At 63.1% G+C, this 26,634-nt stretch carries 25 protein-coding genes; 8 read left to right on the top strand and 17 right to left on the bottom strand.

Going from position 1 to position 26,634, the window contains the following annotated elements; all coding sequences use genetic code 11:
* Together ACFOEV_RS22050 and ACFOEV_RS22055 are read left to right on the top strand one after the other, a co-directional pair.
* Window positions 1–625, top strand: a 625-nt coding sequence (locus ACFOEV_RS22050) for a pyruvate kinase (RefSeq protein ID WP_386777217.1), incomplete at its 5' end; no start/stop codon positions are given.
* Window positions 626–630: 5 nt separating this feature from the next.
* Window positions 631–1,119, top strand: coding sequence for a methylglyoxal synthase (locus ACFOEV_RS22055; protein ID WP_386777218.1), 489 nt, complete (start codon window positions 631–633; stop codon window positions 1,117–1,119).
* A gap of 312 nt (window positions 1,120–1,431) precedes the next feature.
* Here the strand turns inward: ACFOEV_RS22055 and ACFOEV_RS22060 are convergent, their stop codons facing one another.
* The 3 genes from ACFOEV_RS22060 to ACFOEV_RS22070 form a co-directional block, all read right to left on the bottom strand.
* Window positions 1,432–3,780: a DUF3141 domain-containing protein gene (locus ACFOEV_RS22060; protein ID WP_386777219.1), complete on the bottom strand. Its 2,349-nt coding sequence runs from the start codon at window positions 3,778–3,780 to the stop codon at window positions 1,432–1,434.
* A gap of 87 nt (window positions 3,781–3,867) precedes the next feature.
* On the bottom strand, window positions 3,868–5,685 hold the full coding sequence (gene oadA / locus ACFOEV_RS22065; protein ID WP_386777221.1) for a sodium-extruding oxaloacetate decarboxylase subunit alpha: 1,818 nt from the start codon (window positions 5,683–5,685) through the stop codon (window positions 3,868–3,870).
* Window positions 5,686–5,695: 10 nt separating this feature from the next.
* Window positions 5,696–7,111, bottom strand: coding sequence for an acetyl-CoA carboxylase biotin carboxylase subunit (locus tag ACFOEV_RS22070; protein WP_386777223.1), 1,416 nt, complete (start codon window positions 7,109–7,111; stop codon window positions 5,696–5,698).
* Between the two features lie 77 nt (window positions 7,112–7,188).
* Between ACFOEV_RS22070 and ACFOEV_RS22075 the strand changes: the two genes are divergently transcribed.
* Both ACFOEV_RS22075 and lipA read left to right on the top strand, forming a co-directional pair.
* Complete coding sequence (locus ACFOEV_RS22075; protein WP_386777225.1) at window positions 7,189–8,184, top strand: LysR family transcriptional regulator; 996 nt, start codon at window positions 7,189–7,191, stop codon at window positions 8,182–8,184.
* 87 nt (window positions 8,185–8,271) lie between these two features.
* The gene (gene lipA, locus ACFOEV_RS22080) at window positions 8,272–9,324 is read left to right on the top strand and encodes a lipoyl synthase (RefSeq protein ID WP_386777227.1); all 1,053 of its coding nucleotides are present in this window, start codon (window positions 8,272–8,274) and stop codon (window positions 9,322–9,324) included.
* Here the strand turns inward: lipA and lipB are convergent, their stop codons facing one another.
* From lipB to ACFOEV_RS22135, 11 genes are all read right to left on the bottom strand, one after another.
* On the bottom strand, window positions 9,325–10,029 hold the full coding sequence (gene lipB / locus ACFOEV_RS22085) for a lipoyl(octanoyl) transferase LipB (RefSeq protein ID WP_386777229.1): 705 nt from the start codon (window positions 10,027–10,029) through the stop codon (window positions 9,325–9,327).
* 16 nt (window positions 10,030–10,045) lie between these two features.
* Window positions 10,046–10,309 (bottom strand): HP0495 family protein, encoded by a 264-nt coding sequence (locus ACFOEV_RS22090; protein WP_386777231.1) that lies wholly within the window; start codon window positions 10,307–10,309, stop codon window positions 10,046–10,048.
* Window positions 10,310–10,407: 98 nt separating this feature from the next.
* Window positions 10,408–11,601 (bottom strand): D-alanyl-D-alanine carboxypeptidase family protein, encoded by a 1,194-nt coding sequence (locus ACFOEV_RS22095; RefSeq protein ID WP_386777233.1) that lies wholly within the window; start codon window positions 11,599–11,601, stop codon window positions 10,408–10,410.
* Between the two features lie 69 nt (window positions 11,602–11,670).
* A complete protein-coding gene (locus ACFOEV_RS22100) occupies window positions 11,671–12,660 on the bottom strand; it encodes a septal ring lytic transglycosylase RlpA family protein (RefSeq protein ID WP_386777235.1) in 990 nt (329 codons plus the stop codon).
* Window positions 12,657–13,685 carry a lytic murein transglycosylase B gene (mltB, locus tag ACFOEV_RS22105; protein ID WP_386777237.1) on the bottom strand — a complete coding sequence of 343 codons (1,029 nt, stop codon included), beginning with the start codon at window positions 13,683–13,685 and terminating at the stop codon, window positions 12,657–12,659. Before mltB ends, ACFOEV_RS22100 begins: the two co-directional genes overlap by 4 nt.
* Before the next feature lie 22 nt (window positions 13,686–13,707).
* A complete protein-coding gene (gene rodA, locus ACFOEV_RS22110) occupies window positions 13,708–14,868 on the bottom strand; it encodes a rod shape-determining protein RodA (protein ID WP_386777239.1) in 1,161 nt (386 codons plus the stop codon).
* 2 nt (window positions 14,869–14,870) lie between these two features.
* Window positions 14,871–16,757, bottom strand: a complete 1,887-nt coding sequence (mrdA, locus tag ACFOEV_RS22115; protein WP_386777241.1) for a penicillin-binding protein 2 — start codon at window positions 16,755–16,757, stop codon at window positions 14,871–14,873.
* Between the two features lie 50 nt (window positions 16,758–16,807).
* Complete coding sequence (gene rlmH / locus ACFOEV_RS22120; protein ID WP_386777243.1) at window positions 16,808–17,275, bottom strand: 23S rRNA (pseudouridine(1915)-N(3))-methyltransferase RlmH; 468 nt, start codon at window positions 17,273–17,275, stop codon at window positions 16,808–16,810.
* Window positions 17,272–17,634: a ribosome silencing factor gene (rsfS, locus tag ACFOEV_RS22125; RefSeq protein ID WP_386777245.1), complete on the bottom strand. Its 363-nt coding sequence runs from the start codon at window positions 17,632–17,634 to the stop codon at window positions 17,272–17,274. The genes rlmH and rsfS overlap by 4 nt, the downstream gene beginning before the upstream one ends.
* A 92-nt stretch (window positions 17,635–17,726) precedes the next feature.
* Window positions 17,727–18,413, bottom strand: a complete 687-nt coding sequence (nadD, locus tag ACFOEV_RS22130; RefSeq protein ID WP_386777247.1) for a nicotinate-nucleotide adenylyltransferase — start codon at window positions 18,411–18,413, stop codon at window positions 17,727–17,729.
* Window positions 18,400–19,713, bottom strand: coding sequence for a glutamate-5-semialdehyde dehydrogenase (locus ACFOEV_RS22135; protein WP_386777249.1), 1,314 nt, complete (start codon window positions 19,711–19,713; stop codon window positions 18,400–18,402). The genes nadD and ACFOEV_RS22135 overlap by 14 nt, the downstream gene beginning before the upstream one ends.
* A gap of 83 nt (window positions 19,714–19,796) precedes the next feature.
* On the opposite strand from ACFOEV_RS22135, the gene ACFOEV_RS22140 reads away from it, so the two are divergent.
* Genes ACFOEV_RS22140 through ACFOEV_RS22150 form a run of 3 tightly spaced genes read left to right on the top strand, consistent with a single transcriptional unit; the run spans window position 19,797 to window position 23,006 of the window.
* Window positions 19,797–20,669, top strand: coding sequence for a hypothetical protein (locus ACFOEV_RS22140; protein WP_386777251.1), 873 nt, complete (start codon window positions 19,797–19,799; stop codon window positions 20,667–20,669).
* Window positions 20,662–21,603, top strand: coding sequence for a GGDEF domain-containing protein (locus ACFOEV_RS22145; protein WP_386777253.1), 942 nt, complete (start codon window positions 20,662–20,664; stop codon window positions 21,601–21,603). Before ACFOEV_RS22140 ends, ACFOEV_RS22145 begins: the two co-directional genes overlap by 8 nt.
* Window positions 21,600–23,006 (top strand): bifunctional DedA family/phosphatase PAP2 family protein, encoded by a 1,407-nt coding sequence (locus ACFOEV_RS22150; RefSeq protein WP_386777255.1) that lies wholly within the window; start codon window positions 21,600–21,602, stop codon window positions 23,004–23,006. Before ACFOEV_RS22145 ends, ACFOEV_RS22150 begins: the two co-directional genes overlap by 4 nt.
* Before the next feature lie 123 nt (window positions 23,007–23,129).
* On the opposite strand, the gene ACFOEV_RS22155 is transcribed toward ACFOEV_RS22150, so the two are convergent.
* Genes ACFOEV_RS22155 through mpl form a run of 3 tightly spaced genes read right to left on the bottom strand, consistent with a single transcriptional unit; the run spans window position 23,130 to window position 25,754 of the window.
* Window positions 23,130–23,753: a LysE family translocator gene (locus ACFOEV_RS22155; protein WP_386777257.1), complete on the bottom strand. Its 624-nt coding sequence runs from the start codon at window positions 23,751–23,753 to the stop codon at window positions 23,130–23,132.
* On the bottom strand, window positions 23,750–24,382 hold the full coding sequence (locus ACFOEV_RS22160) for a flavin prenyltransferase UbiX (RefSeq protein WP_386777259.1): 633 nt from the start codon (window positions 24,380–24,382) through the stop codon (window positions 23,750–23,752). The genes ACFOEV_RS22155 and ACFOEV_RS22160 overlap by 4 nt, the downstream gene beginning before the upstream one ends.
* Window positions 24,369–25,754: a UDP-N-acetylmuramate:L-alanyl-gamma-D-glutamyl-meso-diaminopimelate ligase gene (gene mpl, locus ACFOEV_RS22165; protein ID WP_386777261.1), complete on the bottom strand. Its 1,386-nt coding sequence runs from the start codon at window positions 25,752–25,754 to the stop codon at window positions 24,369–24,371. Before mpl ends, ACFOEV_RS22160 begins: the two co-directional genes overlap by 14 nt.
* A 260-nt stretch (window positions 25,755–26,014) precedes the next feature.
* Between mpl and ACFOEV_RS22170 the strand changes: the two genes are divergently transcribed.
* Window positions 26,015–26,634, top strand: a 620-nt coding sequence (locus ACFOEV_RS22170) for a diphosphate--fructose-6-phosphate 1-phosphotransferase (protein WP_386777263.1), incomplete at its 3' end; no start/stop codon positions are given.

Consider the following 26,634-nt stretch of genomic DNA (forward strand, 5'->3'; position numbering starts at 1 on the left):
CACGCTGAACCGCGCGGTGATCACCGCCACCCAGATGATGGAGTCGATGATCAGCGCCCCGCTGCCAACCCGCGCCGAGGTGTTCGACGTCGCCAACGCGGTGCTCGACGGCACCGACGCGGTGATGCTTTCCGCCGAGACCGCCGCCGGCGACTACCCGGTGGAGACCATCGAGGCCATGCACCGCCTGTGCCTGGGCGCCGAGCGCGAGCGCATCGCCCAGGAGTCCGGCCACCGCATCCACGAGGGCTTCTCGCAGGTCGACGAGACGGTGGCGCTGTCGGCGATGTACGCCGCCAACCACCTCACCGGCGTGGCCGCCATCGCCTGCATGACCGCCACCGGCTACACGCCGCTGATCGCCTCGCGGATCCGCTCGGGGCTGCCGATCGTCGGCCTCGCCCACAGCCCCATCGCCCAGCGGCGCATGGCGCTGTACCGCGGCGTGGTGTCGCTGGCCTTCGATACCAGCGAGATGGCGCCCGGCGAACTCGACGCCCAGGCCATGGCGATCCTCCAGGAGCGCGGCATCACCGTCGCCGGCGACCTGATGATCCTCACCCGCGGCGATCACATGAACGCCCACGGCGGCACCAATACGTTGAAGATTCTCGAGGTGCAATAGGCATCATGGCCACCGACAACACCGACAATCGGCCACGGCAACAAACTCAGCGAACCCTGCCGGCGCGCAAGCGTATCGCCCTGATTGCGCACGACGGCAAGAAGGATGAGTTGCTGGTCTGGACCAAGCGTTGGCAAGACACCCTGGCCAGCCACCAGCTCGTCGGCACCGGTACCACCGCGCGCCGGATCACCCATGAGCTGGGGCTGGAGGTCGAAGGCCTGATGAGCGGTCCGCTAGGGGGCGATCAGCAGATCGGCGCCCGCATCACCGAGCAACGTCTCGATCTGCTGATCTTCTTCTGGGACCCCTTCGCGCCTCAGCCTCACGATCCCGACGTCAAGGCCCTGCTGCGCCTGGCGGCGCTGTGGAACATCCCGGTGGCCTGCAATGCCGCCAGCGCCGACTTCATGATCAGTTCGCCCTATGTGGCCGAGGACTTCGATGTAGGAATTCCCGACGCCGGCGGCTGGATCGCCGAGCGGATCGGCTGACAACCAACCCCATCGCGATCACGATCGCTCCTACGAAACCCGGTACTACGCATGGGCAAAGGTAGGAGCGGCTTTAGCCGCGATCCGGTCGTCAGGCCGGCTTAGTGGCCAGTACCTCCACGACAGGCGATCAGTGAATCCTGCCGGCGGCAGTGGCGATCGGGCATGGCCTGGGTGGCATCACCCACCCCATCGCGACTGAAGTCGCTCCTACGAAACCCACCCTGGCCACCCTCTGCGCAGGGTGAGCTACGCCACCGCGGCAAAGGTAGAAGCGGCTTCAGCCGGACGGCGTTCCGACGATGTGCCTGGTCAGGACCCTGAAGAGGGACCGCGCTTCGCACTGCGCCGAGTCCGCGTTCCTTTCGGCTTGGGCTGCGACGTCGACTTTGTCTTCGTATCCGCTGGCGTTTCCGCAGCCGCCGGCTTGATCGGGTCGACAGACTCGACAGGCGCTTCTCCCTGAGGCGCTGGCGGGCGTGCCCGGTCGAAGGCGGCCTTGACCACTGCCAGGCGCTCGCGGGAATGTTCACTCAGCGGCCCGCTGGCGTCCAGCACATGTTCCATATGCGCCAGATGCTCGTCGATCCGGGAGTTGCTCTCCCCTTCGAGCAAGACCGGCAGCGCCTCGAGGGCTGCCTGACGGTCCAGCTTGAGAATGAAGAACTGCTCCCTCACCAGGGCCTTGAAGGCTGCCAGATCGATCTCTGGCTCGAGTTCGGCGCGGGTCGCCCTCAGGCGCTGGAAGTTACGTTCATCGGTTGACGGTGCTCCGGCCAGCACGTAGATCAGGGCCCGCATCAGCGCCTCGTGGTAACTGCCCTTGTCGATCCGGGCACGGAGCTCCGCCTTGCGCTTCTCGACGAACCGGCGGTGCTCGGGTTCGATGCCGGGGCGCCGTTGCAACGGCTCGCCCCCGGCCCCCAGGCCCGCCATGGTCTGCAGCCAGGGTTGTCCATAGACATCGAGGAACACCCGTTCGGTAAGCCGGTCACGGACATCGCGATAGGCATTGAGCGAGTGCTCGACCTGATGCGAGGCGATCCCTTCCAGCACCCGCCAGGGGTTGTCCTCCGCCGCCGTATGCCGGTCGGCCTTGATCCAATCGGCCACCACCGGCACCGGCACCATCAACGGGTTGCGATCGGAAAACAGCTTGTAGGCCAGACGGATGGGGTGCAGGCGACGAATCCAGCGCGCCGCGGATGGCGTCATGATGGCCTGCATCCAGGGCTGCACCAGCATCTGGTAAAGTCCCAGATTGATGTCCGACACCCTTTCCACGGTGGCGAAACGCCGGTCGTCCTCTTCGCTGGGCTTGACGATTTCGTCCAGGTCACTCAGGTCGCGGGGCGTGAATTCCAGCAAATAATCGCCATCGATATGGGCCGCCTCGGCCCCGCGCTGCGCGGTTTCCGTTACCGTGGTCTCGTAGAGGCCCGGTGGCAGCACGTCGATGTAGTCCATGTTGGCGGTGAACTCGGCATGCTCCTTGCGCGAGACACTGCCCGAGACGAAGATGCCCAGGTGGCCGGTAGAGTCGTGTACGCAGTAGACGATGGTCTGCTCGTTGGCCTGGATATCGTCGACATCGGCATACAGGTCACGCACCCATCCCAGCGCCTGTGGAGGCGGCGTGATGTCATCGCCTCGTGAGCAGAACACCACGATCGGCGAGCAAATATTGCGCAGGTCGATGCGTCGCCCATCCCGGGTGTTGATCCTGGCCGTGCTCAAGCGGTTGCCAATAAACAGATTCTCGACGATGTACTGGATCTCTTCGGCCCCCAGCACCACATGGCCGCCCCACCAGCGTTCGAACTGCAGATAGCGCTCGGCTTCACTGTCGATGTTGGCGAACAGGCGATACTGCTTGGTCCACAGCGTGTTGGCGGGATTGAGCTTCTCGAAATTCTGCACCAGCCAGGCGCCGTCGAAGTGACCGGCGCCGAGGTCGCCGGCGAATGCCGTCATCCAGCTACCGCCCACCATCCCGCCGGTATAGCGCATGGGCGCCTTGCCTCGCTCGCCGGCCCAATAGGAGAGTGGCGCTCCGGCAATCAGGATGGGGCCGAAACAGTCGGGTTCCAGCGCCGCCGCCATCATGATCTGCCAACCGGCCTGGCAGTTGCCGACCACCATGGGCTTCTCGACGGTATCGGGGTGACGCGCGATCACTTCACGCAGGAAGTCGATTTCGGCATCGGCCACGTCCTCCACCGTCTGTCCCGGGACAGGAAACGGCAGAAAACCGATGAAATAGCAGGGATGGCCGGCACGCAGCGCCACGCCGAGCTCGCTGTCGGGCTTGAAGCCGCCGATGCCGGGCCCATGGCCGGCACGTGGATCGACGACCACGAACGGTCGCATGTCGGGATCGATCTCGACTCCGTCGGGCGGCAGGATGCGCAGCAATTCGTAGTTGACCGGGCGTGGCAAATCACGCCCATCCTTCAATACCTCGGTCTCGAAACCCAGTACATTGGGTTTGGTCTGCTCCATATGTTCGAGATACTGGTTGCCACGCACACGCATGACATCGAGGTAGAGCACGCTGCGCTCGATGCTGTCACGCCAGTAGTCGAGGGTGGCACGGCCGACTCCCAGCGGATCGAAAAGCGCCAATGCCGAAGTCGCGAGGTTGGTATAGGCCGGCAACATAGAAGACTCCCTTGAGCAGTTTGCTGCACCGCAATGCAGGATAGCGCGAAACCTTGACAGTTGTCATGGGCGACCACGCGATATCCCTTAGTCGTCCGCTTCGATCTCGATCAATACCTCACCCGGCATGACACGGTCACCGCGTGCGACGTGCACGGCAGCGATCCGCCCCCGCTCGCGAGCATGAACCTCGGTTTCCATCTTCATGGCCTCGCTGATCAGGACTGTTTGACCGGCCTCGACGCTATCGCCCACAGCCACCAGCACGTCGACGATGGTACCCGGCATCGCGGTGGTGACATGCCCGGTCGAGGTCGCACGCGCACGCTCAGGCGCTTTCGTCGCCAGGTAGTTGTCACGCGGTTCGAAGACCACCGCTTCCGGCATGCCGTCCAGGGTCAGATAAACCTGCCGTTTGCCACCGCTGTCACGCCCTACCCCGGTGATCTGCACTTCATAGGACTCACCATGCACGTCGATGACGAATTCGGTCGGCGTACCTTCGGTAGCCGGACGGCCGGAGTCGCGCGACTCGAGCAGCGGTTCGGGAGACAGGGTGCCGTCACGGCGTGCACGCAGAAAGTCACGCGCGATATCGGGGAACATCGCGAAGGTCAGCACGTCTTCTTCGCACTCCGCCAGATCGCCGATCTCAGCGGTACAGTGCGGCATTTCCGGCGCCAGCCGATCCGCCGGACGGCCATCTTCGACGGGTTGATCGCCGATGGCCAAACGGTGTATACCTTCGTCCACCGGGGCGGGTGGCTGCCCATACCCGCCCAGCAGGTAGCGCTTGACCTCATTGGTGATCGCCTTGTAACGCTCACCGGTGAGAACGTTCATCACCGCCTGCGTCCCGACAATCTGCGAGGTCGGGGTCACCAGCGGCGGGTAACCCAATTCGGCGCGTACCCGGGGAATCTCGTCGAAGACCTCGCGCATCCGCGACAGCGCATTCTGCTCCTTCAACTGATTGGCAAGGTTGGACATCATCCCGCCGGGCACCTGGCTCAACTGCACGGACACGTCCTCGCGCGTGTATTCACTCTCGAAGGCCGCATATTTCTTGCGCACTTCACGCAGGCGGTCGCCCACCGAGGCGATCGTTTCCAGGTCGAGGCCAGTATCGTAGGGCGTGCCCTTGAACGCTGCGACCATGACTTCGCTGGCCGGGTGGCTGGTGCCACCGGCGAAGGCCGAGTTGCAAGTATCGAGATGCCGACACCCGGCTTCCACGGCCTTGAGGTGACATTGCGACGCCAATCCCGAAGTGGCATGGGTATGCAAATGCACGGGAACAGCCACGGCGTCGACCAGGGCACTCACCAGCTCGAAGGTGGTGTAGGGAGTCAAGAGTCCGGCCATGTCCTTGATGGCGATGGAGTCGGCCCCCATCGCGACCAGCCGCCGGGCATCGGCGACATACATGTCGAGGGTATGAACGGGGCTCACGGTGTAGCACAGCGCACCCTGGGCATGCTTGCCATTGGCCTTGACGGCAGCGATGGCGGCTTCCAGGTTGCGCAGGTCGTTGAGCGCATCGAAGACGCGAAAGATATCGATGCCCCCCTCGGCGGCCCTGGTGACGAAACGCTCGACCACATCGTCGGCGTGGTGACGGTAACCGACCAGGTTCTGGCCACGCAGCAACATCTGTAGCGGCGTCTTCGGCATTGCCGCCTTGAGTGCCTTGAGTCGTGCCCAGGGATCCTCCTTGAGAAAGCGCACACAGGCATCGAAGGTCGCGCCGCCCCACATTTCCAGGGCATGGAAGCCGATGGCATCGAGCGACTCGCAGACCGGCAGCATATCGTCGGTACGCAGGCGAGTGGCAATCAGCGACTGGTGACCATCGCGCAGCACCACCTCGGTCAGATGCACGCGAGAAACGGACGAATCGGACATCATGGGTTCCTTACAATCCAGCATGGGCGGCGATCGCGGCCGCAATGACCAACGCCACTTCCTCGGGGTTGCGCTTCACCGAATAGTTCAATAGCTCGGGGTGTGCCGTCAGAAACCCGGTGTCGAAGTCACCGCGGCGAAAGTCGGGGTGGCGCAATATCGCCTCGAACAGCGGCGCATTGGTCTTGATCCCTTGAAGACGCATGTCGTTGAGGGCGCGGATGCCCCGGTTCAGGGTTTCGTCCCAGGTCATGCCCCACACGATCAGCTTGAGACACAGCGTGCCGAAGTACGGTGGAATCTGGTAGCCGGTATAGATTGCCGTATCGGTGCGAACCCCGGGACCACCGGGCGCATAGTAACGCGTGATGCGGCCGAACGAAGGCAGGAAGTCGTTGCGCGGGTCCTCGGCATTGATGCGGAACTCGAGCGCATAGCCGTGATGGCGGATGTCTTCCTGGCGGAACGAGAGCTTATGGCCAGCAGCGATGCGAATCTGTTCACGCACGATATCGACCCCCGTCACGGCTTCGGTCACGGTATGCTCGACCTGGATGCGCGAGTTCATCTCCATGAAATAGATCTCGTTACCACGCACCAGGAACTCGACGGTACCGGCATTCTCGTAGCCCGCCACTTGCGCCGCTCGTACCGCCAGGGTGCCGACATAGGCACGCTGCTCGGGGGTCAGGCGAGGACAGGGGGCGATTTCCAGCAGTTTGCGAGTGTGCCGCTGGATGGAGCAGTCGCGCTCGAACAGGTGAATCACCCCGCCATGACGGTCGGCGAGCACTTGTACCTCGATATGCTGGGCATCGACGATACATTTCTCGAGGAACACCGCTTCGGAACCGAAGGCGTTGTTGGCCTCGGCGATCACCCGCTGCCAGGCGTGACGCAGTTGCGCCGGCGACTCGCAGCGACGGATGCCACGACCACCGCCGCCGGTCGAGGGCTTCAACATCACGGGATAACCGATATCCTCGGCCTGGATCAGGGCCTCTTCACAACTGCTCAGCTCAACCAGCCCTCCGAGGGTGACGGGAACTCCGGCCTCGCGCATAAGCCGCTTCGAGGTGATCTTGTCGGTCATGCGTGCGATCACCTTGGCGTCGGGGCCGATGAAAGCGATCCCGGCCTCGGCACACAATGCAGCAAATTCGGCGCTCTCGGCCAGAAAGCCATAACCGGGGTGCACGGCATCGCAGCCGGTTTCTCGCGCCAGGTCCACCAGGCGACGGGCGTCCAGGTAACCGGCCAGGGGATCGTCACCGATGAAATAGGCCTCGTCGGCGCGCTTGACATGCAGTGCGAAACGATCCGGCTCGGTGTATATGGCCACCGAGCGAATGCCTATCTCGGCACAAGCGCGCTCGATGCGGACGGCAATCTCACCACGGTTGGCAATCAACAATTTGCGGAACACGTTCAGCCTCCGTAATAGTCAAAGCGTCATTTTTTTGCCAACCTATAAGGGTGACCTTATACCTAGCGGAATCCCGGATGTCGCGCCCCAGTCTGCTCAATCGTTTGACCTTTCGTCAGCTCCAGGTCTTCCAGGCCGTGCACCGCCAGCAGTCCTACTCGCGGGCGGCGGAACAGCTCGGTCTGACGCAGCCGGCCGTCAGCGCCCAGATCCGTCAACTCGAGCAGGCGCTCGAGCAACCGCTGTTCAAGTATGCCGGAAAGACGCTGCACGTGCTGCCCGCCGCCGATGCGCTTGCCGCTTCGGTACAGTCCATCTTCGGCCAGGTCTCGAGCCTGCAGATGGAGCTTTCCGAACTGGCCGGCACCATTCGCGGCGAGCTGAACCTGGCCGCCGTGTCCACCGCTCAGTATGTGGTGCCGCATATCCTGGCCCGCTTTCGCGCCCGCTACCCCGAGGTGCAGATCCGTCTGCGTGTTTGCAACCGCAGCCAGGCGCTGGAGCGCCTGGCCGAACGTCGCGACGACCTGGTCATCATGGGCATGGTACCCGAGGATGCCAACCTCGCCTTCATGCCGATTCTCGACAACGAGATGATCCCGGTCGTGTGGCCGGGGCATCCGCTGCTGACCGCCTCGTCACCGACACTGGAAGACTTCGCCCGGCATTACGTGCTGATGCGCGAGCCGGGTTCGGGGACACGAACCGCATTCGAAGAATTCGCAGCACGCGAACGGGTATCGCTGTTGCACACCATCGAGTTGGGCACCAACGAGGCGATCAAACAGGGGGTCATGGCCCACCTCGGCGTCGCCGTGCTGCCGCGCCTGGCGGTACAGCTGGAGCTGGCATCCGGACTGCTGGCCTCGCCGACCCTGCCCGGCTTTCCGCTCCGGCGTTCCTGGTGCACCGTCTATCCCAAGGATCGCCATCCCTCGCCGGTGACCGAGCTGTTCCTGCGCTTCGTGCGCGAGCTACTGCCGGAACTCAATGCCCACTTCCGCTCGCCACTGGAGCCGATGCCCGGGCATGGAGTGGTCTGTCTGCCCTTGTCTGCCACCCACGACGGCTGATGTGATAGCGTCGATGTGGTAACTTATGCGGCAAAGACACGCCGAGTATGGCAGCCCAAGCCGCCGAGTAGAGAGTCTCGAATCGATATGAGTGACAAACCCTCGCAGTCTGTATCCAGCGGAGAGAAGTTCCGCAATGAGCACGGCATTTCCGTGATCAAGGATGGCATGAAGCAGCGCAAGCAAGCCGAGGACAGTGCCGCCACCGGGCGCAAGCCGCCTTGGCTGCGCATCCAGATTGCTGGCGGGGAGCGCTTCGAGGCGGTCAAGCGCAACGTCAATGAGCATCGCTTGAGCACTGTCTGTGCCGAATCCCACTGCCCCAACATGGGAGAGTGTTGGAGCAATGGCACCGCCACCATCATGCTGATGGGCTCGGTATGTACACGCGCCTGCCGCTTCTGCGCCGTGGACACCGGTAACCCCAAGGGCTGGCTGGACGCCGAGGAGCCGGAGAACACCGCTAAATCGGTCGAGCTGATGGGCCTGCGCTACATCGTCCTGACCTCGGTCGACCGCGATGACCTGGACGATGGCGGCGCCGCCCACTATGCAGCCTGCATTCGAGCCATCAAGGCTCGCACCCCCGAGGTCGTGGTTGAAGCGCTGACGCCGGATTTCGATGGCAGGGACGCCGCCGTGGAGTCCGTCGTCGACTCGGGACTGGAAGTCTTCGCCCAGAATGTCGAAACCGTCGAGCGACTGACCAGGCGGGTACGCGACCCCAGAGCCGGCTATCGCAAGACTCTGGATGTGCTGGCACATGCCAAGCGTTACCGCCCGGACATCCTGACCAAGACCAGCCTGATGCTGGGGCTGGGAGAAACCGATGACGAGATTCTCGCGACCTTCGACGACCTCAGGGCCATTGGTGTGGATATCGTCACCCTGGGCCAGTACCTGCGCCCGACCAAGAACCACCTGCCGGTGGAACGCTGGGTCACACCCGACGAATTCGAGCGCTATCGTCAGCTAGGCTTGGAAAAGGGCTTCATGGAAGTGGCTGCCGGCCCGCTGGTACGCTCCAGCTATCGTGCCGACCGCGTATTCGAGAAGAACAACCTGGGCTTGGCCGCCCCTGCCAAGGTGCCGGGCCAGACGTCCGATCCCGACATCATCCCCGTTACCCAAGTTGGCTAATCAGGCCAGCTCTTTCATGCTGATGCCCTGCTCGACACAGGGCATGGGCAACTCGCCGGACGCTGCCGCCTCGATGCTCCTGTCCAGTAGCCGGGCCAGATGCTCGACGAGGCGCTGAGCCACCGCGGCCTGTGACGGGGGCGCATCCACCAGATCGGCCAAGCGGGTCATCTGCATGCCGGCATAGCCACAGGGATTGATGCGTTGAAAAGGCGCCAGGTCCCCTGCCACATTCAACGCCACCCCATGAAAGCTGGCCCCACGGCGGATGCGTAATCCCAACGAGGCAATCTTGGCTTCGCCAACGTAGACACCCGGCGCGTCGGGGCGCGCATGCGCCTCGATAGCCTCATCGGCCAGCACATTGATCACCGCCTGCTCCAGCGCGGTGACCAGGTCACGGACGCCGAGCTTGCCACGTCGCACATCAAGCAATGGATAAAGCACCAACTGCCCGGGCCCATGATAGGTGACCTGGCCGCCGCGATCGGTCTGCACCACCGGGATGTCGCCAGGCATCAACACATGCTCCGCTTTACCCGCCTGCCCTTGGGTAAAGACCGGATCGTGCTCCACCACCCAAAGCTGATCCTGGGTGGTGGCATCCCGGGTGTCGGTGAGCGCTCGCATCGCCTGCCATACCGGGAGATAAGGCTGACGGCCGAGTTGAAACACTTTGATCGGCGGCGCCGAAGCTTTACTCATTCACGACAACGCTCATTCACAGCACCATGTGCACGCGGCCTGTGGCCTTGAGCGAGGCGAACAGCGCCTCGAGCTGAGGTTTACCCGTGGCGGTGATGGTCACTCGCACGGACTGAAACTTGCCATTGCGGCTATCGACGACACTGATGCTGGAATGGTCGATGCCAGGCGCATGGCTTTCGACGACATCGATGATGGCGTCGCGAAAGTCCGTCGCGGCGTCTCCCACGATTTTCAGTGAGTAATCGCAGGGAAATTCGACCTTTGGCGCTTCGGTCATGTGGAGACTCGACAAGTGAGATTTTCGAGTATTTTACTCACCCTATTCCCTTGTACCAAGGGTGAAAACCGGCCACCGCCACGCGATGGCCGCTGCTGTCAGTCGAACAGACCACTGATGAACTGGCGGATGGTATCGAGCAGACGCTTGAAGAATCCGCCCTGCTCGACGGTTTCCAGGGCCACCAGGGGAAGCTCGCCCAACACCTCATCCCCCATCTTGATCTCCAGGGAGCCAACGCGATCGCCGGCCTGTACCGGTGCGCTGATCGACTCCTGCAGGTTCAGGCGGGCGGTCAGCTCATCGCTCCGGCCACGCGGCACCGTCATGCTCACGTCTTCTTCGACGCCGACACGCAGTTCGTTCTGCGCGCCACCCCAGATACGCGGCGTATTGAGCACCGCGCCCTGGTCATAGAGCTTGAGGGTCTCGTAGTAGCGAAAGCCATAGCTCATCAGCTTCTGGGTTTCCTGTACCCGAGCCTCTTCGGAGGCGGTGCCCATGATCACCGAGATCAGACGCATGTCGTCGCGCTTGGCCGAAGCCACCAGGCAATAACCGGCTTCATCGGTATGCCCGGTCTTCAAGCCGTCGACGCTGGGGTCACGCCATAGCAGACGGTTGCGATTGGGTTGGCGAATCTCGTTGTAGGTAAAGAATTTTTCGGCGTAGATGGCATAGTGCTCGGGGTAGTCCTCGATGATATGACGGGAAAGCCGAGCCAAGTCCCGCGCCGAGGAGTAATGTTCCGGGTTCGGCAGGCCGGTGGCATTGACGAAATTGGTATTCTGCATGCCCAGGCGAGTGGCATGCTGGTTCATCAGGTCGGCGAAGGGCTGCTCACCGCCCGCTATGTGCTCGGCCACGGCCACGCTGGCATCGTTGCCGGACTGGATGATGATGCCGTAGAGCAGATCCTGAATCGACACCTGATTGCCGACCTCGATGAACATCTTGGAGCCACCGGTACGCCAGGCTTTCTCGCTGACGTTGACCATGTCATCCATGGCGATGTTGCCTTGGTTCAACTCGTGCTCGACCAGATAGGCGGTCATCAGCTTGGTCAGACTGGCAGGTGGCAAGCGTTCATCGGCATTGTGCGCGGCCAACACTTCACCGCTTTCGGCATCCATCAGGATCCAGGACGAGGCCGCGAGTTGCGGTGGCGAGGGAATCATGGCCTGCGGGGTATCCGGCTGCTGCGATGCAGCCGGCAAGCTGAACGCAGCCACACACAGCAGCAGCAAGGCGGATAGGCATTGGCGGCCGAAGGAAATGAAGACAACTCTCATGACGACACCGGTTCTCATATTAAAAGTGGTTGAAGAGGGACGGTAATGCAGGCAAGGGAATCACGGATTTCATCGCGTACCATTGACCACGAAGGCTTGGGCGTAACCGGCACGACGCAGCTCATCGCGTAATGGCTCGAGTTGCGCGCTATCGGCCAGCGGCCCGACCTGGACCCGGTGCAGACTGGCGTCGCTGGCCACTCGCACAGGTTGGGATATCTCATTCTGCAGGCGCGCCTTGAGCGCCTCGGCATTGGCAATGGAGCCTAACGCCGCGACCTGCAGATAGATGGGGCTATTGGGACCAGAAGGCCCTGAACCCGAAGCCTCGGTCGTGGCCACATCAGTCGTCGGGGTAACGGATGCTGCCGCTGCGGTGGGCACGGCAGTCACACCTTCCCCCCGATCTCGGGGCGCCGGTGCTTGGGTCACCGGGTCCTGCGAGGGCGGAGACTGGCGCTGGGCTTGCCAGGCAATCGGGTCGATGGCTTCGACACGCACCCTGCCGGTGCCGTGACCGAGGATATCCAGACGCGCTGCCGCCGCATAGGACAGGTCGATCTCACGGTCGTCATGGAACGGGCCACGGTCATTGACCTTGACGATCACCGCACGCCCGTTGTCGACATTGGTGACCCGGGCATAGGTCGGCAACGGCAACGAACGGTGAGCGGCGGTCATCTTGTACATGTCATAGATTTCTCCGCTGGCCGTGGTATAGCCGTGAAACTTTTCGCCATACCAGGACGCGACCCCCTGATTTCGGTAGTCGCTGGGATCCGAGAGCACCCGGTACGTCTTGCCCCAGACTTGGTAATTGGGGCGATTGCCGCTGGCCGCACGCGGCTCCACCCGCGGCACCGCATCGGGCACGTTCGAGACATCCGGCGGCAGGTCGGGATAGGCATCCTGGGTCATGGCATAACGGCCCGCAGCGGAAGCGGTACTCGAAGCCGAGGGCGTCGCCCCGGAGGACGCCGGTTCGGGCCGCGTTCCCCCGCCACCGGCACAGCCAGCCAGCAGTGTCACCACGACGACTCCACCTATCAAGGCCTTCATGCCCCCTCCTTCCCTTTGGCAAGAATCGCCTCGGCCAGCTCGGTGACGGCCATGGCGTAAAGATGGCTATGGTTGTAACGGGTAATCACGTAGAAATTGCCATGGCCGAGACGATAGCGGTAGCTACCGTCGGTATGGTCGAGGGCCAGGGGAATCACGCGTTCATCCGCGTCGAAAGTCTTCTCCAGCGGCTGAACGCCGTATTCGGCCAGAGCTTGAAGGGCAACGTAGGGAGGCCGTGTCTGATTGAACGCCAGCGCCGACGGCGGCACCTCGGGGCCCTGGGCCTCGCTGTAGATCGGCGCCCCCGGTTGCCAGCCGTGCTCGGCGAAATAGTTGCCGACGCTGCCGATAGCGTCCACCGGGTTGCCCCACAGGTCGCGCATGCCATCGCCATCGAAATCGACGGCATAGGCGCGATAGCTGGTGGGGATGAACTGGGGGTAGCCCATGGCGCCGGCATAGGAGCCCTTCAGGGATCCCGGGTTCACCTGTTGCTCACGGGTGATTTCGAGAAAGGCGAGCAATTCACCACGGAAGAAGCTCCCGCGACTCGGATGATGAAAGGCCAGCGTAGACAATGAGTCGATTACTCGATGATGCCCGGTATGGCGCCCATAGCTGGTTTCCACACCGATGATGGCAGCGACGATCTCCGCCGGTACCCCATACTCGTCTTCGACGCGCGCGAAGGCCTCGCGATGGGCGTCGATGAAGGCGACACCACGCTCGATTCGCTCGGGCTGCAGGAATATCTCACGGTACTCATCCCAGCGCAGTCGACGCTCGGCGGCACCCGCCATGGCATCGAGCACACCCTGCTGGTATTCGGCATCCTGCATGACATCGACCAGCCAGTCGCGCTCGATTCCGCGGGCCTCCAGCTCATCGATCAGCGCCGCGACGTCATCGTGCTGGCCGGGGTCGAAATTCATGGCGGCATCGGTCGCCAACGGCAGCAACGCCAGCCACAACCCGGCGGCGAGACCCCACGCCGTTCCCCCATGAAGTCGGGAAGCCTTCATGATCATCTTTCTCCCTGACGTGCTAGCGCGGCAATAGCCGACGATGGGCTTGAATGGACATGAGAATACCGAAACCGGCCAGCAAGGTCACGCTGGAGGTACCGCCGTAACTCACCAGCGGCAACGGTACCCCGACCACCGGCAGGATGCCACTGACCATCCCCACATTGACGAACACGTAGATGAAGAACGTCAGGATGATACTGCCGGCCAGTAACCGACCAAAGGTATCCTGGGCCGCATTGGCCAACCATAGCCCGCGGCAGATGATCATCAGGTAGAGCGTCAGGAACAACAGCACGCCGACCAGCCCGAACTCTTCGCCCAATACGGCGACGATGAAGTCGGTATGACGCTCGGGGAGGAACTCGAGCTGCGACTGCGTTCCCTGCAGCCAACCCTTGCCGAATACCCCGCCACTGCCGATGGCCGTGGTCGACTGGATGATATTCCAGCCCGAACCCAGCGGATCGCTCTCCGGGTTGAGAAAGGTCAGGACTCGCTGGCGCTGGTAGTTGTGCATGTTCAACCACAACAGCGGCAGCGCGGCGGCCGTCAGCACTCCCAGAAAGACGATAAAGCGCCAGGAAAGTCCTGCCAACAGCACCACGAAGACGGCGGCACACATCACCAGCAGCGATGTGCCCAGATCCGGCTGGCGGGCGATCAGCAACACCGGCAGCGCCATGACGAGACCGCACACCAGCAGGTCGCGCCAGCGTGGTGGCAATTCACGTCGGCTCAGATAGGCCGCCAGCATCATCGGCATCGCCAGCTTCATCAACTCGGAGGGCTGAAAACGAATGACGCCGGGGATCACCAGCCAGCGTTGAGCCCCCATCCCCATGTCGCCCATCACCTCGACGGCGATCAGCATCGACAGCGCTCCGCCATACGCCAGCGGCGTCCAGCGCACCAGGGTCACGGGAGAGAATTGCGCCAGTACCACCATGACCACCAGAGCGAACCCGAAGCGCGTAGCCTGCGCGATCACCGTGTCCATCTGCTGACCACTGGCGCTATAGAGCACCACCAGCCCAGCAGACATCAGCACCAACAACATCAGCATCAGCCAGGGGTCCAGGTGCACCCGTGCCCATAGGCTGCGTCGCCGCACCATGCCACTTGCCGGTGGCCGCACCGGGTATCCTCGTACCCCTTTGGTCAAGTCGACGAGTGCCATGCCTACTCCTCGGCATCCAGCAACGCTTCCACGTCGCGGTCGTTGTCTTTGGGTTCGAGCAGCCAGGCATCGGTCATGGCACGCGCCAGGTGCGCCGCGTGGGTACTGCCACCACCAGCATTCTCGACGATCACCGAAACGGCGATCTGCGGATCTTCCACTGGAGCGAAGGCGATGAACAATGCATGATCGCGCAGCCGCTCGGCCAACTCTTCGGCGTTGTACTTCTGGTCCTGACCCAGTGAAAACACCTGGGCGGTTCCCGACTTGCCGCCCATGCGATACCTCAGGTCGCCGCCTATTCGACGCGCCGTGCCTTCGCTGCCCGACACGACCTTTTCCATCCCTGCAAAGACATGATCCCACCACGCATCGTTGCCGAGGACGATATCCGCCTTGGTCTCGGGCAAGACGCTTTCCACCACGGTATCGCCGATACGCTTGGCCATCCGCGGCTTGACCCACTCGCCATGATTGGCCAGTACGGCGGTCGCCGTGGCGAGCTGCAGCGGCGTCACCATCCAGTAACCCTGGCCGATCCCGACCGACAGGGTCTCGCCCGGGTACCAGGGCTGGTTGAAGCGCGCACGCTTCCAGTCGCGATCCGGCATCAAGGCCTGGCTTTCCCCGAACACGTCATGGGCATTGCGTTCACCGAAGCCGAAATCGTGCATGCGCTTGGAGATACGATCGATACCCAGTTCATGGGCGAGCGTATAGTAGTAGGTATTGTTGGAGACGGCGAGGGAGCGTTCCAGGTCGACCCGCCCATGGCCCCATCTCAGCCAGTTGCGATAACGGCGCGAGTCGTTGGGCAACTGAAAGTAGCCCGGATCGTAGATCGTCTCGCCAGGGGTGATTTCGCCTTCGGCCAGGCCAGCCAGGGCCAGGAATGGCTTGATCGTCGACCCCGGGGGGTACTGGCCACGGATGGCGCGATTGAACAACGGTAGATCGAGGTCTTCCTGCAGTGCCTGGTAGGATGCCGAGTCGATCCCGGTGACGAAGCGGTTGCTGTCGAAGCCCGGCTCCGACACCAAGGCGAGGATCTCGCCGGTCGCGGGCTCGATGGCGACGATGGAGCCGCGCCGGCCGGCGAGCAGCTCATGACCCAACGCCTGCAAGTCCTTGTCGATGGTCAGAGTGAGATTCTGACCGGGCACGGGATCGGTCCGCCCCAATTCACGCAGCACCCGCCCACGCGCATTGGTTTCAACCTTGCGCAGTCCGGCCTGACCATGCAGTTCGTCCTCGTAGAAACGCTCGACCCCGGTCTTGCCGATGAAGTGGGTTCCGGCATAGTTACCGACATCCAGTTCCTGCATTTCCTCGGCATTGATACGCCCGACGAAGCCCAGCGCATGGGACATGATCTCGGCGTCCGGGTAATAGCGCAGCAACTGGGCTTCGACCTCGACGCCGGGGAGGCGGTGCCGATTGACCGCCAGCCGCGCGATCTGCTCTTCCTCCAGATCACTCATCAACAATGCCGGCTGGAAGGGACGCTGGCGCTGGCGCGAGCGTTGACGAAAAGCGTCGACCTCCTCTTCGGGCAACTCCAGCAACTCCACCAGCAATGACAGGGTCGCATCCAGGTCGTCGACGCGCTCACGCACCAGGGTCAGGTTGTAGGTCGGCCGGTTCTCGGCCAACAGCTGGCCATTGCGATCGAAGATCAACCCTCGTGTCGGCGGCAAGGGCTCGACCCTCACCCGGTTCTTCTCCGAACGTGTGATGTAGACCTCATGCTGGACAACCTGCAGATACACCAGGCGCCCCATCAACAGGCCAGTCAAGACAATGACCACCAGCAACGCCAGCAGGGAACGGACATGGAAGATGTGCACTTCCTGCTGCGTGTTCTTCAGCGCCGGGCGGGGGTTACGCATGGGTGGGGCTCGAATCCGTCATCGATATCAGTCGGGTGCAAGGGTTCGGTTCAGCGATGGTAGGGATGCCCCACCAGCAGCGTCCAGGCACGATAGAGCTGCTCGGCGAGCAGGATTCGTACCAGGGGGTGTGGCAATGTCAATGGCGACAACGACCAGCGCTGATCGGCACTCGCCGAGAGACTTGGTTCGAGCCCTTCGGGGCCACCCACGAGCAGTGCCACATCGCGCCCTTCCTGACGCCAGCGATCGGCTTCGGCGGCAAGACGCTCGGTGCTCCAGGGTTGACCGCCGACTTCCAGGGCCACACAGTGCTCGTTGCCCCGCAGACGCTCGCGCATGCGTTCGCCTTCCAGCGCCACGGCCCTGGCCACATCGGCATTCTTGCCCCGGGCTCCGGGAGGAATCTCATGAATTTCCAAAGCGAAGTCCCGTGGCAGGCGCTTACGATATTCCTCGACGCCTCGTTCGACCCAATCGGGCATCCGGGTGCCCACCGCCAGCAACTTGAGCTTCACGCCCGCCCTCCGCGCACCTCCTCCTCGGTATCGCTGGGCAGGTCGGCCCACAGACGCTCCAGATCATAGAGACGGCGGGTTTCCGGCACCATGACATGGACTACCAGATCTCCGAGATCGACCAGCACCCACTCCGCACCGGCTCGCCCCTCTACGCCCAAGGGCTGCACACCCTGTTCCTTGGCCTTCTCGATCAGATTGTTGGCCAGCGCCGACACATGGCGCGATGAGGTACCGCTAGCTACCAGCATCAGGTCGGTCACACTGGTCAGGTTGGTAACATCCAGAGTGACGATGTCCTGGCCCTTGAGTTCTTCCAGGGCGTCCACCGCCAGGGTCTTGAGTGCGTCGATGTGCATAGCTCCTCTTCGTATTGAATCTGTTTCCCCTTATTCTACCCCTTTGTGTCCGACTCGACAGTGTGAAAAAGGCGAAACTGGCCGCGCGCCCATCATTGACGATACAGGTGGTGGATTTGGATATACTGTTCGACCGCTTCGGGCAGCAGATAGCGCACGCTGCGCCCGTCAATGAGACGCTGCCGAATATCGGTGGCCGAGATGGCCATGCGGCTGGGCAATGACAGACGCAACAAGCCTCCGGCAGGTGTCGCGAGCAGCGCCCGGACAGTATCCACCTCTCTGTCACCGATAAGTTCGGTCAGCGCGGTGGGCAATGGGGACAAATGATCCGGACGATCGATGACCACGACATGAGCCAACGCAAAGAGCCGCGCGGGCTCGTGCCAGGAGGTCAGGTTGAGAAAGGCATCATGCCCTACCGCCATGACGATCCGCGCCTGCTGGCCGAACTCCTCGCGCAGGGACGCCAGGGTATCGGTGGAATAGGATGGCCCGTCACGCCGCAGCTCGCGATCGTCGGCTACCAGGCCGGAGGTATCGCCGATACCGGCCTTGAGCATGGCCAGACGCTGGGCACTGGAAACGCCGGGAGCCTCCCGATGCGGCGGCACATGTGCAGGGATCAGGTGGACACGATCGAGCCCCAGGGCTTCGTGAAGCTCGACCGCACTGCGCAGGTGTCCCAAGTGTACCGGGTCGAAGGTACCGCCAAGCATGGCCACACGAGGTACCGAGTGCGTGCCCTTCGGATCGGAGCCCCGATCAACCACGCACATGGCCGTCGCCCAGCACCACGTACTTGCGAGTGGTCAGGCCTTCCAGCCCCACCGGGCCCCGCGCATGCAGTTTATCGGTGGAGATGCCGATTTCCGCGCCCAGGCCGTATTCGAAGCCATCGGCGAAGCGAGTCGAGGCATTGACCATCACCGAACTGGAGTCCACTTCGGCCAGGAAACGCCGGGCCAAGGCATAGTTTTCGGTGACGATGGCATCGGTGTGATGCGAGCCGTAGCGATCGATGTGTGCCATGGCCTCTTCGACACCATCCACCACCCGGATCGCCAACACCGGCGCCAGGTACTCCGTCGCCCAGTCGTCTTCACTGGCGGCAGCGATAGCGCCGAGGATCTCCCGGGTACGTGCACAGCCCCGCAATTCGACACCATGTTCGGCATAGCCGCTGGCCAGGCGGGGCAACAGTGCGCCAGCAACCGGAGCATCCACCAGCAGCGTTTCCATGGTATTGCAGGTGCCGTAGCGATGGGTCTTGGCATTGATGGCGATGTCGAAGGCCTTGTCGAGATCCGCCGTGGCGTCGACATAGACGTGACAGACACCATCCAGGTGCTTGATCACTGGCACCCTGGCCTCGCGGGAGACACGTTCAATCAACGATTTGCCGCCGCGCGGGATGATCACGTCGACATATTCGGGCATGCTGATCAAATGGCCCACTGCGGCACGGTCGGTGATCGCCACCACTTGCACGGCCGCTGCGGGCAAGCCGGCTTCCCGAAGGCCGGCCTCGATACAGGCGGCAATGGCGGCATTGCTGTCACGCGCTTCGGAACCTCCGCGCAGGATGCAGGCATTGCCCGCCTTGAGACACAGGCTGGCAGCCTCTACCGTGACGTTGGGGCGCGACTCGTAGATGATGCCGATCACGCCCAGTGGCACCCGCATCTGGCCGACCTGAATACCGCTGGGGCGCGAGCGCAGGCCGTCGATTTCGCCGACCGGGTCGGGCAAGGCCGCGACCTGGTGCAGCCCCTCGATCATGGCATCGATGCGCTGGTCGTCCAGTGCCAGGCGATCCAGCAAGGCCGCATCGAGCCCTGTTTCGCGGCCCCTGGTCAGATCCCGGGCATTGGCCTCGATCAATCCCGGTCGCGCGGCTTCCAGGTGGCGCGCCATGGCCAACAGTGCGGCATTCTTGCCGGCGGTGCTCTGGCCACGCATGACGGCACCGGCAGCGCGCGCCGCCTGCCCTAGCGATGTCATGTAGGCGACGACATCGGTGCTTGCGGCAACGTCTTTGACGTTATCATCATTAACAGGGGATACGTGACGTGACATGCCGTAGAGTGTCTCCTCGACAGGGATACCACGGCGCAATGACGACCGTGGGGTAAGGATAGAAGGAACCATATTAAGACACCATGGACAGCAAGTACAAAACCGGCCTGTTCCGGTCCACTCTGCTGCTCGGCGCCGGCGTGCTGGCCGTGCTGGCCCTGCAGACCATCCAGGAGGCGGCTCAGGCGTTGCTGTGGCTGGGGGCGCTATGGTTGATCGGCACCGCCACACTGCATGAGCTAAGTCATCGCTGGCCTGCACGCACCCCCTGGCAACTGGTGCCGACGCTGCTGCTGGCGGGTCTGCTGTGGCTGTCCCCGGCACAATACGCCACCTGGCTGTGGGCCTTCGCTATCCTGTTGATGTTGCCACAGCCATGGTGGCTGGTGGGGCTCAACGCCTCGTTCGCTGCCCTGAGCTGGTCACAGGTTCAAGTGCACTTGAGCCTCGAACAGGGGGTGCTCAGCGCCATAGTGCTGGCGGCCATGATGCTACTGGGCCTGGCACGAGCACAGCATTACCGCCCCTTGTGGCAAGGTGTCAGCGATCGGGTGCGCCTGATGCCCGGCTCGCGGCTCTGGTCGGCCACTCAACTGCTTGAGGACTTGCCACGGGAAAGCGCACGCAGCGACCGTGAAGGAACCCATACCGAGCTAGTGCTGCTGCGCACCCAGCACCATCATTGCTGGTCACTGGCGCAAGCGCTGTGCCAAGTGCTGCAGCCCTTCGAGAATTGCTATCGCGTGGATGGCAATACGCTGGCAACCCTGATCACCAGTCGCGATATCGAGCATGCACGGCAGCGCCGCGAGACGCTGCTGGCATCGCTGAACGGACCTCGTCGCACCCGCGTGGTGTCGCTGGCCTGTCCCCTTACCCTGGAAGCCGAATGCCAAGCCTTGGCCTGTCAGAAGCGTGACCTGGTCATCATCGAGAAGGCACCGCACCATGCGTGAAGAAACATTCTGGCCTTTCTGGCTATACGCGCTGATTTACGCCGTCGGTGCCCTGCTGATGTTCGGCTATGCCACCTGGCATTACCTGATGGGCGACTTCATGCGGATTCTACTACCCGCCGTGCTGGGCCTGATGCTGTTGGGAGCCTCGCTGCTGCACCTGACCGACCACCGCTACCAACGCTTGTCCGCCTATCTGGTGCTGATCAGTTGCTTCCTGTTGTTTGCTGTCGAAATCGGCCAAGCCAGAAACGATGTTGCCCTCTGGATCGGCTTGCCGCCCCTGTTGGCCCTGCTGCTGCTGCCACTGGGGCCGGCCATGTTGCTCAACCTGATACTGGCTCCCCTCTGGTTGGCGCTGCTAAGCGACGACCAGGTAAGCCGGGACATGGTTTTCACCTATGTGGCGGTCATCGTGCTGGGCGCTCTGGTGCCACTGGAGCAACGTCGCCAACAGGCGTTTCTCGAGGCCACGGACCCTATGGATCCCGAATGCCAGGCATTGAATTCATCGGCCATTCATGAACTGCTCGGCAACGAGTTCGCCCGCGCCACGCTACTGCAACGCCGGCTCAGCGTGCTGGTGATCCATCTGCCACAGCTGGAGATGGCCCATGAGCAGTTCGGTACCCGCTTGCGGCTCGAGCTCTTGCAGCGTTTCTGTGCTGTCGCACACCATACCTGCCGCGTCCATGACAGCCTGGGCCGCACGCAGTCGTCACTGTTCTGGCTGTTGCTGCCGGATACCGGCGAAACCGGCGCCCTGATGGTCAGACACCGCCTGATCAGTGCCCTCGACGCCACGGTGCTGGCGGAGACCGGTGCCATCACGTCACGTATTGCCGTCTGCTCGCCGCACCCTGGCGAAACCTGGGCCACCTTCGAACAGCGCCTGCAGATCAAGGGGCAAGCCTTGATGGAGTCGACGCAGTGAATCTTGCCGACTGGCTGTTCCAGCTCACGCCTTCGCCACCACTACTGTTACTGATCATTACCCTCATCGCCATGCTCGAAAGCCTTGCCGTGGTGGGGCTGGTCATTCCCGGGGTACTCCTGATGACCGCCGCCGCATCGCTGGCCGGCCACCACGATCTGTCCATTCCCCTGCTGCTGGTGGCGGCGTTCCTGGGGGCGGTGATCGGTGACGGCGTGAGCTTTATCCTGGGCTATACCCAGCGCGAGCGAGTTCCCCGCTTGTGGCCCTTCAACCGGCACCTCGAATGGCTGGCGCGCGGCGCTCGCTTCTTTCAGCGCTACGGCGCCCTGTCGGTGATATTCGCCCGTTTCGTCGGCCCGGTACGCCCCATCGTACCGATGATCGCCGGTATGCTGCACATGTCGCCCTGGGCCTTTGTCTGGGCGAGTTCGTCCTCGGCCTTGTTATGGGCTCCCGCCTATGTGCTCCCCGGCTATCTGCTGGGACGTACCTGGCAGCAGCTCCTGGAGATCCCTGTCGGCTCACAACTGTGGCTGATGGTCTTCGCGGTCATCGTCTTGATACTGGCGGTGGGCTTTTCCTGGCTACGCCAGCAGCTCGCACGAGAAGGGAGGATTTACCGCATGACGGCACGTTTGGCACGTAGTCGGCGCTGGCGACGCCGGCTGTGGATCGCCTTACGCTCGAGCCGCTCTCGAGGCGAGTTTCCACTGGCTTCACTGTGTTTGCTGATGCTGAGCCTGACCGCCCTGTGTCTGTGGACGCTGCTGGTGCTGGATGCCGAAGGGCCACTGCCCATGGACCGGCAGGTTCGAGCGCTGTTCGCGACTCTCGACTGGCCTCTTCTCCAGGCACTGGGAGAGGTCATGGCGAGCGCCGGCGATCGCTATGGGGTCGCCGCCCTGGTCCTGCCCTGGGGGCTATGGCTTCTCTGGGCCCGTCATATCTCGGCCCTCGCCCATCTGAGTGCAGGACTCGGCGGCATCGCCGTGGCCAATACCCTGTTCAAGCTCCTGGCCGCGCGCGAACGCCCGGAGACTCCGGAGTACCTGGCCGGCTCGATGTCCTATCCCAGCGCGCATGCCTCCACCGCCGTCGTGCTGTACGGCCTGGCGGCCGCCTTCATCGCTCAGGAGCTGCCACCCAGGTGGCGTTTCTGGGCCTACTGGGTGGCCATTGCCCTGTGCATCCCGATGGCCCTGTCACGCGTGGTCCTCGGCGTGCACTGGGTCAGCGACCTGATCGGCGGCGCCTTGCTCGGCCTGGTCACCTGCGCCTTGATACGCATCAGCTATCACCGCTTCGCGCACCGCCCGCTGCATCCGGCGCCCTGGGGCTGGTTGACCACGGCATCGCTGGTGCTGCTGGCCGCCCGCATCGCCTGGCTGCCGCCGGTCTGACGACAAGCCGTAAGCCGTAAGCCGTAAGCCGTAAGCCGTAAGCCACAATCTTCGCCATGAGCCATTCATGACCAAGCCTTTGTGGTTTTCTTATAGCTCATAGCTTATGGCTTACCGCCTGGGTTACCCGAAGGCCAACCAGATACCGACCCCCACCATCAAGGAGCCGGCCACCCGATTGAGCAGGCGCACATTGCCGCTTTTGCCCAACAGACGTCGTGCGGTGCGCCCGCCGCTGGCATAGAGCAGCAGGCAGACGAGCTCGATCGACAGGATCATCGCCACCAGCACCGCCAACTGGGATGCCAGCGGCAACGATGAATCCAGGAACGGCGGCAATAGCGCGACGAAGAATGCCCACCCCTTGGGATTGGCCACGGCGGTGACGAAACCTTGCAATGCCAGTTGCGAGCGCGACGCCAAGGGCGTCTCGCTCGTTTCCAGGGGAATCGCCATGCGTCCTCGCGAACGCCACATCATCACCCCCAGATACCCCAGATAGGCACCGCCCACCCACTTGAAGACGGCGAACAGCTCCGGCTGGCGCAGCATCAGTGCCGCCACCCCGGCCCCGGCAGCCGCCGCTACCAGCCCTACACCGAGGAGTTCACCGACCATCATCCACAGGGTACGCCTCACGCCCTGGGTCATGCCCAGCACCATCGCCAGGGTCATGCACATTCCCGGGGTCAGCGACACCAGAAAAAACGTCGGCACGAACACCGACAACAGCGATAGCTGGATCACGACGGATCCCCCCACCGCGGCATCAGGGTATGTTCGATCCCCAACTGATTGAGAATACGCGCGACGATGAAGTCGATCATGTCGTCGATCGACTCGGGACGGTGATAGAAGCCCGGCGCGGCGGGCAACACCACCGCCCCCATGCGGGTCAGCGCCAGCATGTGCTCGAGATGAATCGCCGAGAACGGCGTCTCGCGGGGCACCACGATCAATTGGCGACGCTCCTTCAGCACCACGTCGGCAGCGCGCTCGATCAGATTGTTACTCGCTCCCGTGGCCACCGCCGACAGCGTGCCGGTAGAACACGGGCAGATCACCATCGACGAGGGCGCCCCGGATCCCGATGCCACCGGCGCCATCCAGTCTTCGCGCGCGAAGCAGCGGATCTGACCCGCTCGAGCGCCACTGCGTTCGACGAGCGCCTCGGTCAGGCGCTGGGGTTGGGCCGGCAGTGAATCATCGGTCTCGGTGCTGATCACCAGGTGCGCCGCCTTGGAGATCATCACCCAGACCTCGTGGCCCGATGCCACCAGACAGTCAATCAACCGCAGACCGTACTGAGCACCGGAAGCACCGGTCAGTGCCACCGTGACGGGCGGCGCAAATCCCATGTCGCTAGCGTTCGCCATGCGCCACCTCCAGTGCCGCCAGGAGCTTGTCGTGAATGCCCCCGAAGCCACCGTTTGACATCACCACGATACGGTCCAACGCCCTGGCCTCGGCCACCACAGCGGCCACCAGGTCATCCAGATCCCCACGCAGATGGCTCGGTATCGTGCTGCCTTCGATGACATCGGCCAATGACCAATCGAGCTCGGGGGGCTGATACCACCATGCCTGATCGGCCTGGGCGACGCTCTCGGCCAGACGGCTACGCAGGGTGCCCAGACGCATGGTATTGGAGCGTGGCTCGATCACTGCCAGCAGCCGCCCCTTGGGCGTGGCGGCGCGCAGGCCCTGGAGCGTCGCGGCGATGGCCGTCGGATGGTGGGCGAAGTCGTCGATGACCTGAATACCCGCCACCTCGCCACGCACTTCCTGACGGCGGCGCGGGCTCTCGAAACGCGATAGCGCCGCACAGCCACGGGCCAGGTCGACGCCACAGGCATGGGCCGCCGCCAGGGCCGCCAGCGCGTTGCGAGCGTTGTACTCACCGCTGAGGTGCCAGTCGACGACGGCATCCTCACTGATCTCGGGTGTTTCATGGATCACCCGGAACCGGCTGGCATCTTCGCGCTCCAACGCAATCCGCCAGGGGCTGTCGGCGGCGGTTCCCAAATGCGCCACCGGCGTCCAGCATCCCTGTTCGAGCACTCGTTCGAGAGCCGGCTCGTCATCGGCGACCAATAACTGGCCATTGCCCGGCACGGTACGTACCAGGTGGTGAAACTGACGCTCGATGGCCGCCAGGTCGGGGAAGATATCCGCGTGGTCGAATTCCAGGTTGCCCAGGATCGCGATCTCGGGACGGTAATGCACGAATTTGGAGCGCTTGTCGAAGAACGCCGTGTCATATTCGTCGGCTTCCACCACGAAGGGCGCTCCCTCGGCACCCAGGCGCGCCGACACCCCGAAGTTGCGCGGCACACCACCGATCAGGAATCCCGGGGCAAGCTCTGCCGACTCCAGCAACCAGGCCAGCAGGCTAGCCGTGGTGGTCTTGCCGTGCGTCCCCGCCACTGCGATCACTCGCCTTCCGGGCAGCACATGTTCGGCCAGCCACTGAGGGCCGGATACATAAGGCAGTCGCGCAGCGAGTACCGCCTCGACTTCGGGATTGCCGCGGGAAAGCGCATTGCCGATCACCACCAGGTCGGGACGCGGCTCCAGGTTGTCCGCTGCATACCCTTCGAGCAACTCGATACCGGCCTCGCGCAGTTGAACGCTCATGGGAGGATAGACGTTGGCGTCCGAGCCACTGACGCGATGGCCCAACTCGCGGGCCAGCAGTGCCAGGCTGCCCATGAAGGTGCCACAGATTCCCAGGATATGAACGTGCATCGATGACTCCTGCCAACCAGCTTCCTGCCAAGATGGCAGCGAGACTAGCATGCTGCCCTCAGGCTCACCACAATGTACAGTGTCAGGCCGGCATTACCGGCATGTTAAGCGCCCCGCGGATGCGCCGGCTTCCACTTTCGGCTAACATTACGCGCGACTCATCGGACCGAGTCACAGGTCGACCCGAATTCACAGGGGTTATGCGAAAGGCCACTTTCGGATAGGCCCTCTCAGCGACTCCAAGGAGAGAAGTAGCCCTCATGGCCCAGTACAATGCCTTTTATGCCCAGTCTGGCGGTGTCACCGCCGTGATCAACGCCAGTGCGTGCGGCGTGATCGAGGCGTGTCGTCGTCAATCCGACCTGGTCGGCAAGGTGTATGCCGGACACAACGGCATCATCGGCGCCCTGACCGAGGACCTGATCGACGTAACCCAGGAGTCCGATGCCGACATCGCGGCGCTGCGCCACACCCCGGGCGGCGCCTTCGGCTCCTGCCGTTACAAGCTCAAGGACATCGAGACCCACCGCGCCCAGTACGAACGCCTGATCGAAGTCTTCAAGGCCCACGACATTCGCTACTTTTTCTACAATGGTGGCGGCGACAGTGCCGACACCTGCCTCAAGGTGTCGCAGTTGTCCGAAAAAATGGGCTACCCGCTGACCGCCATCCACGTGCCCAAGACCGTCGACAACGATCTGCCGATCACCGACAACTCGCCGGGCTTCGGCAGCGTCGCCAAGTATATCGCCACCTCCACGTTCGAGGCATCGCTCGACATCGCCTCGATGTGCGCCACCTCGACCAAGGTATTCGTGCTCGAGGTCATGGGGCGGCATGCCGGCTGGATCGCCGCCGCCGGCGCCCTGGCCGGCCAGGG

This window comes from Litchfieldella rifensis (genome assembly GCF_042646605.1).
GTDB lineage: Bacteria > Pseudomonadota > Gammaproteobacteria > Pseudomonadales > Halomonadaceae > Litchfieldella > Litchfieldella rifensis.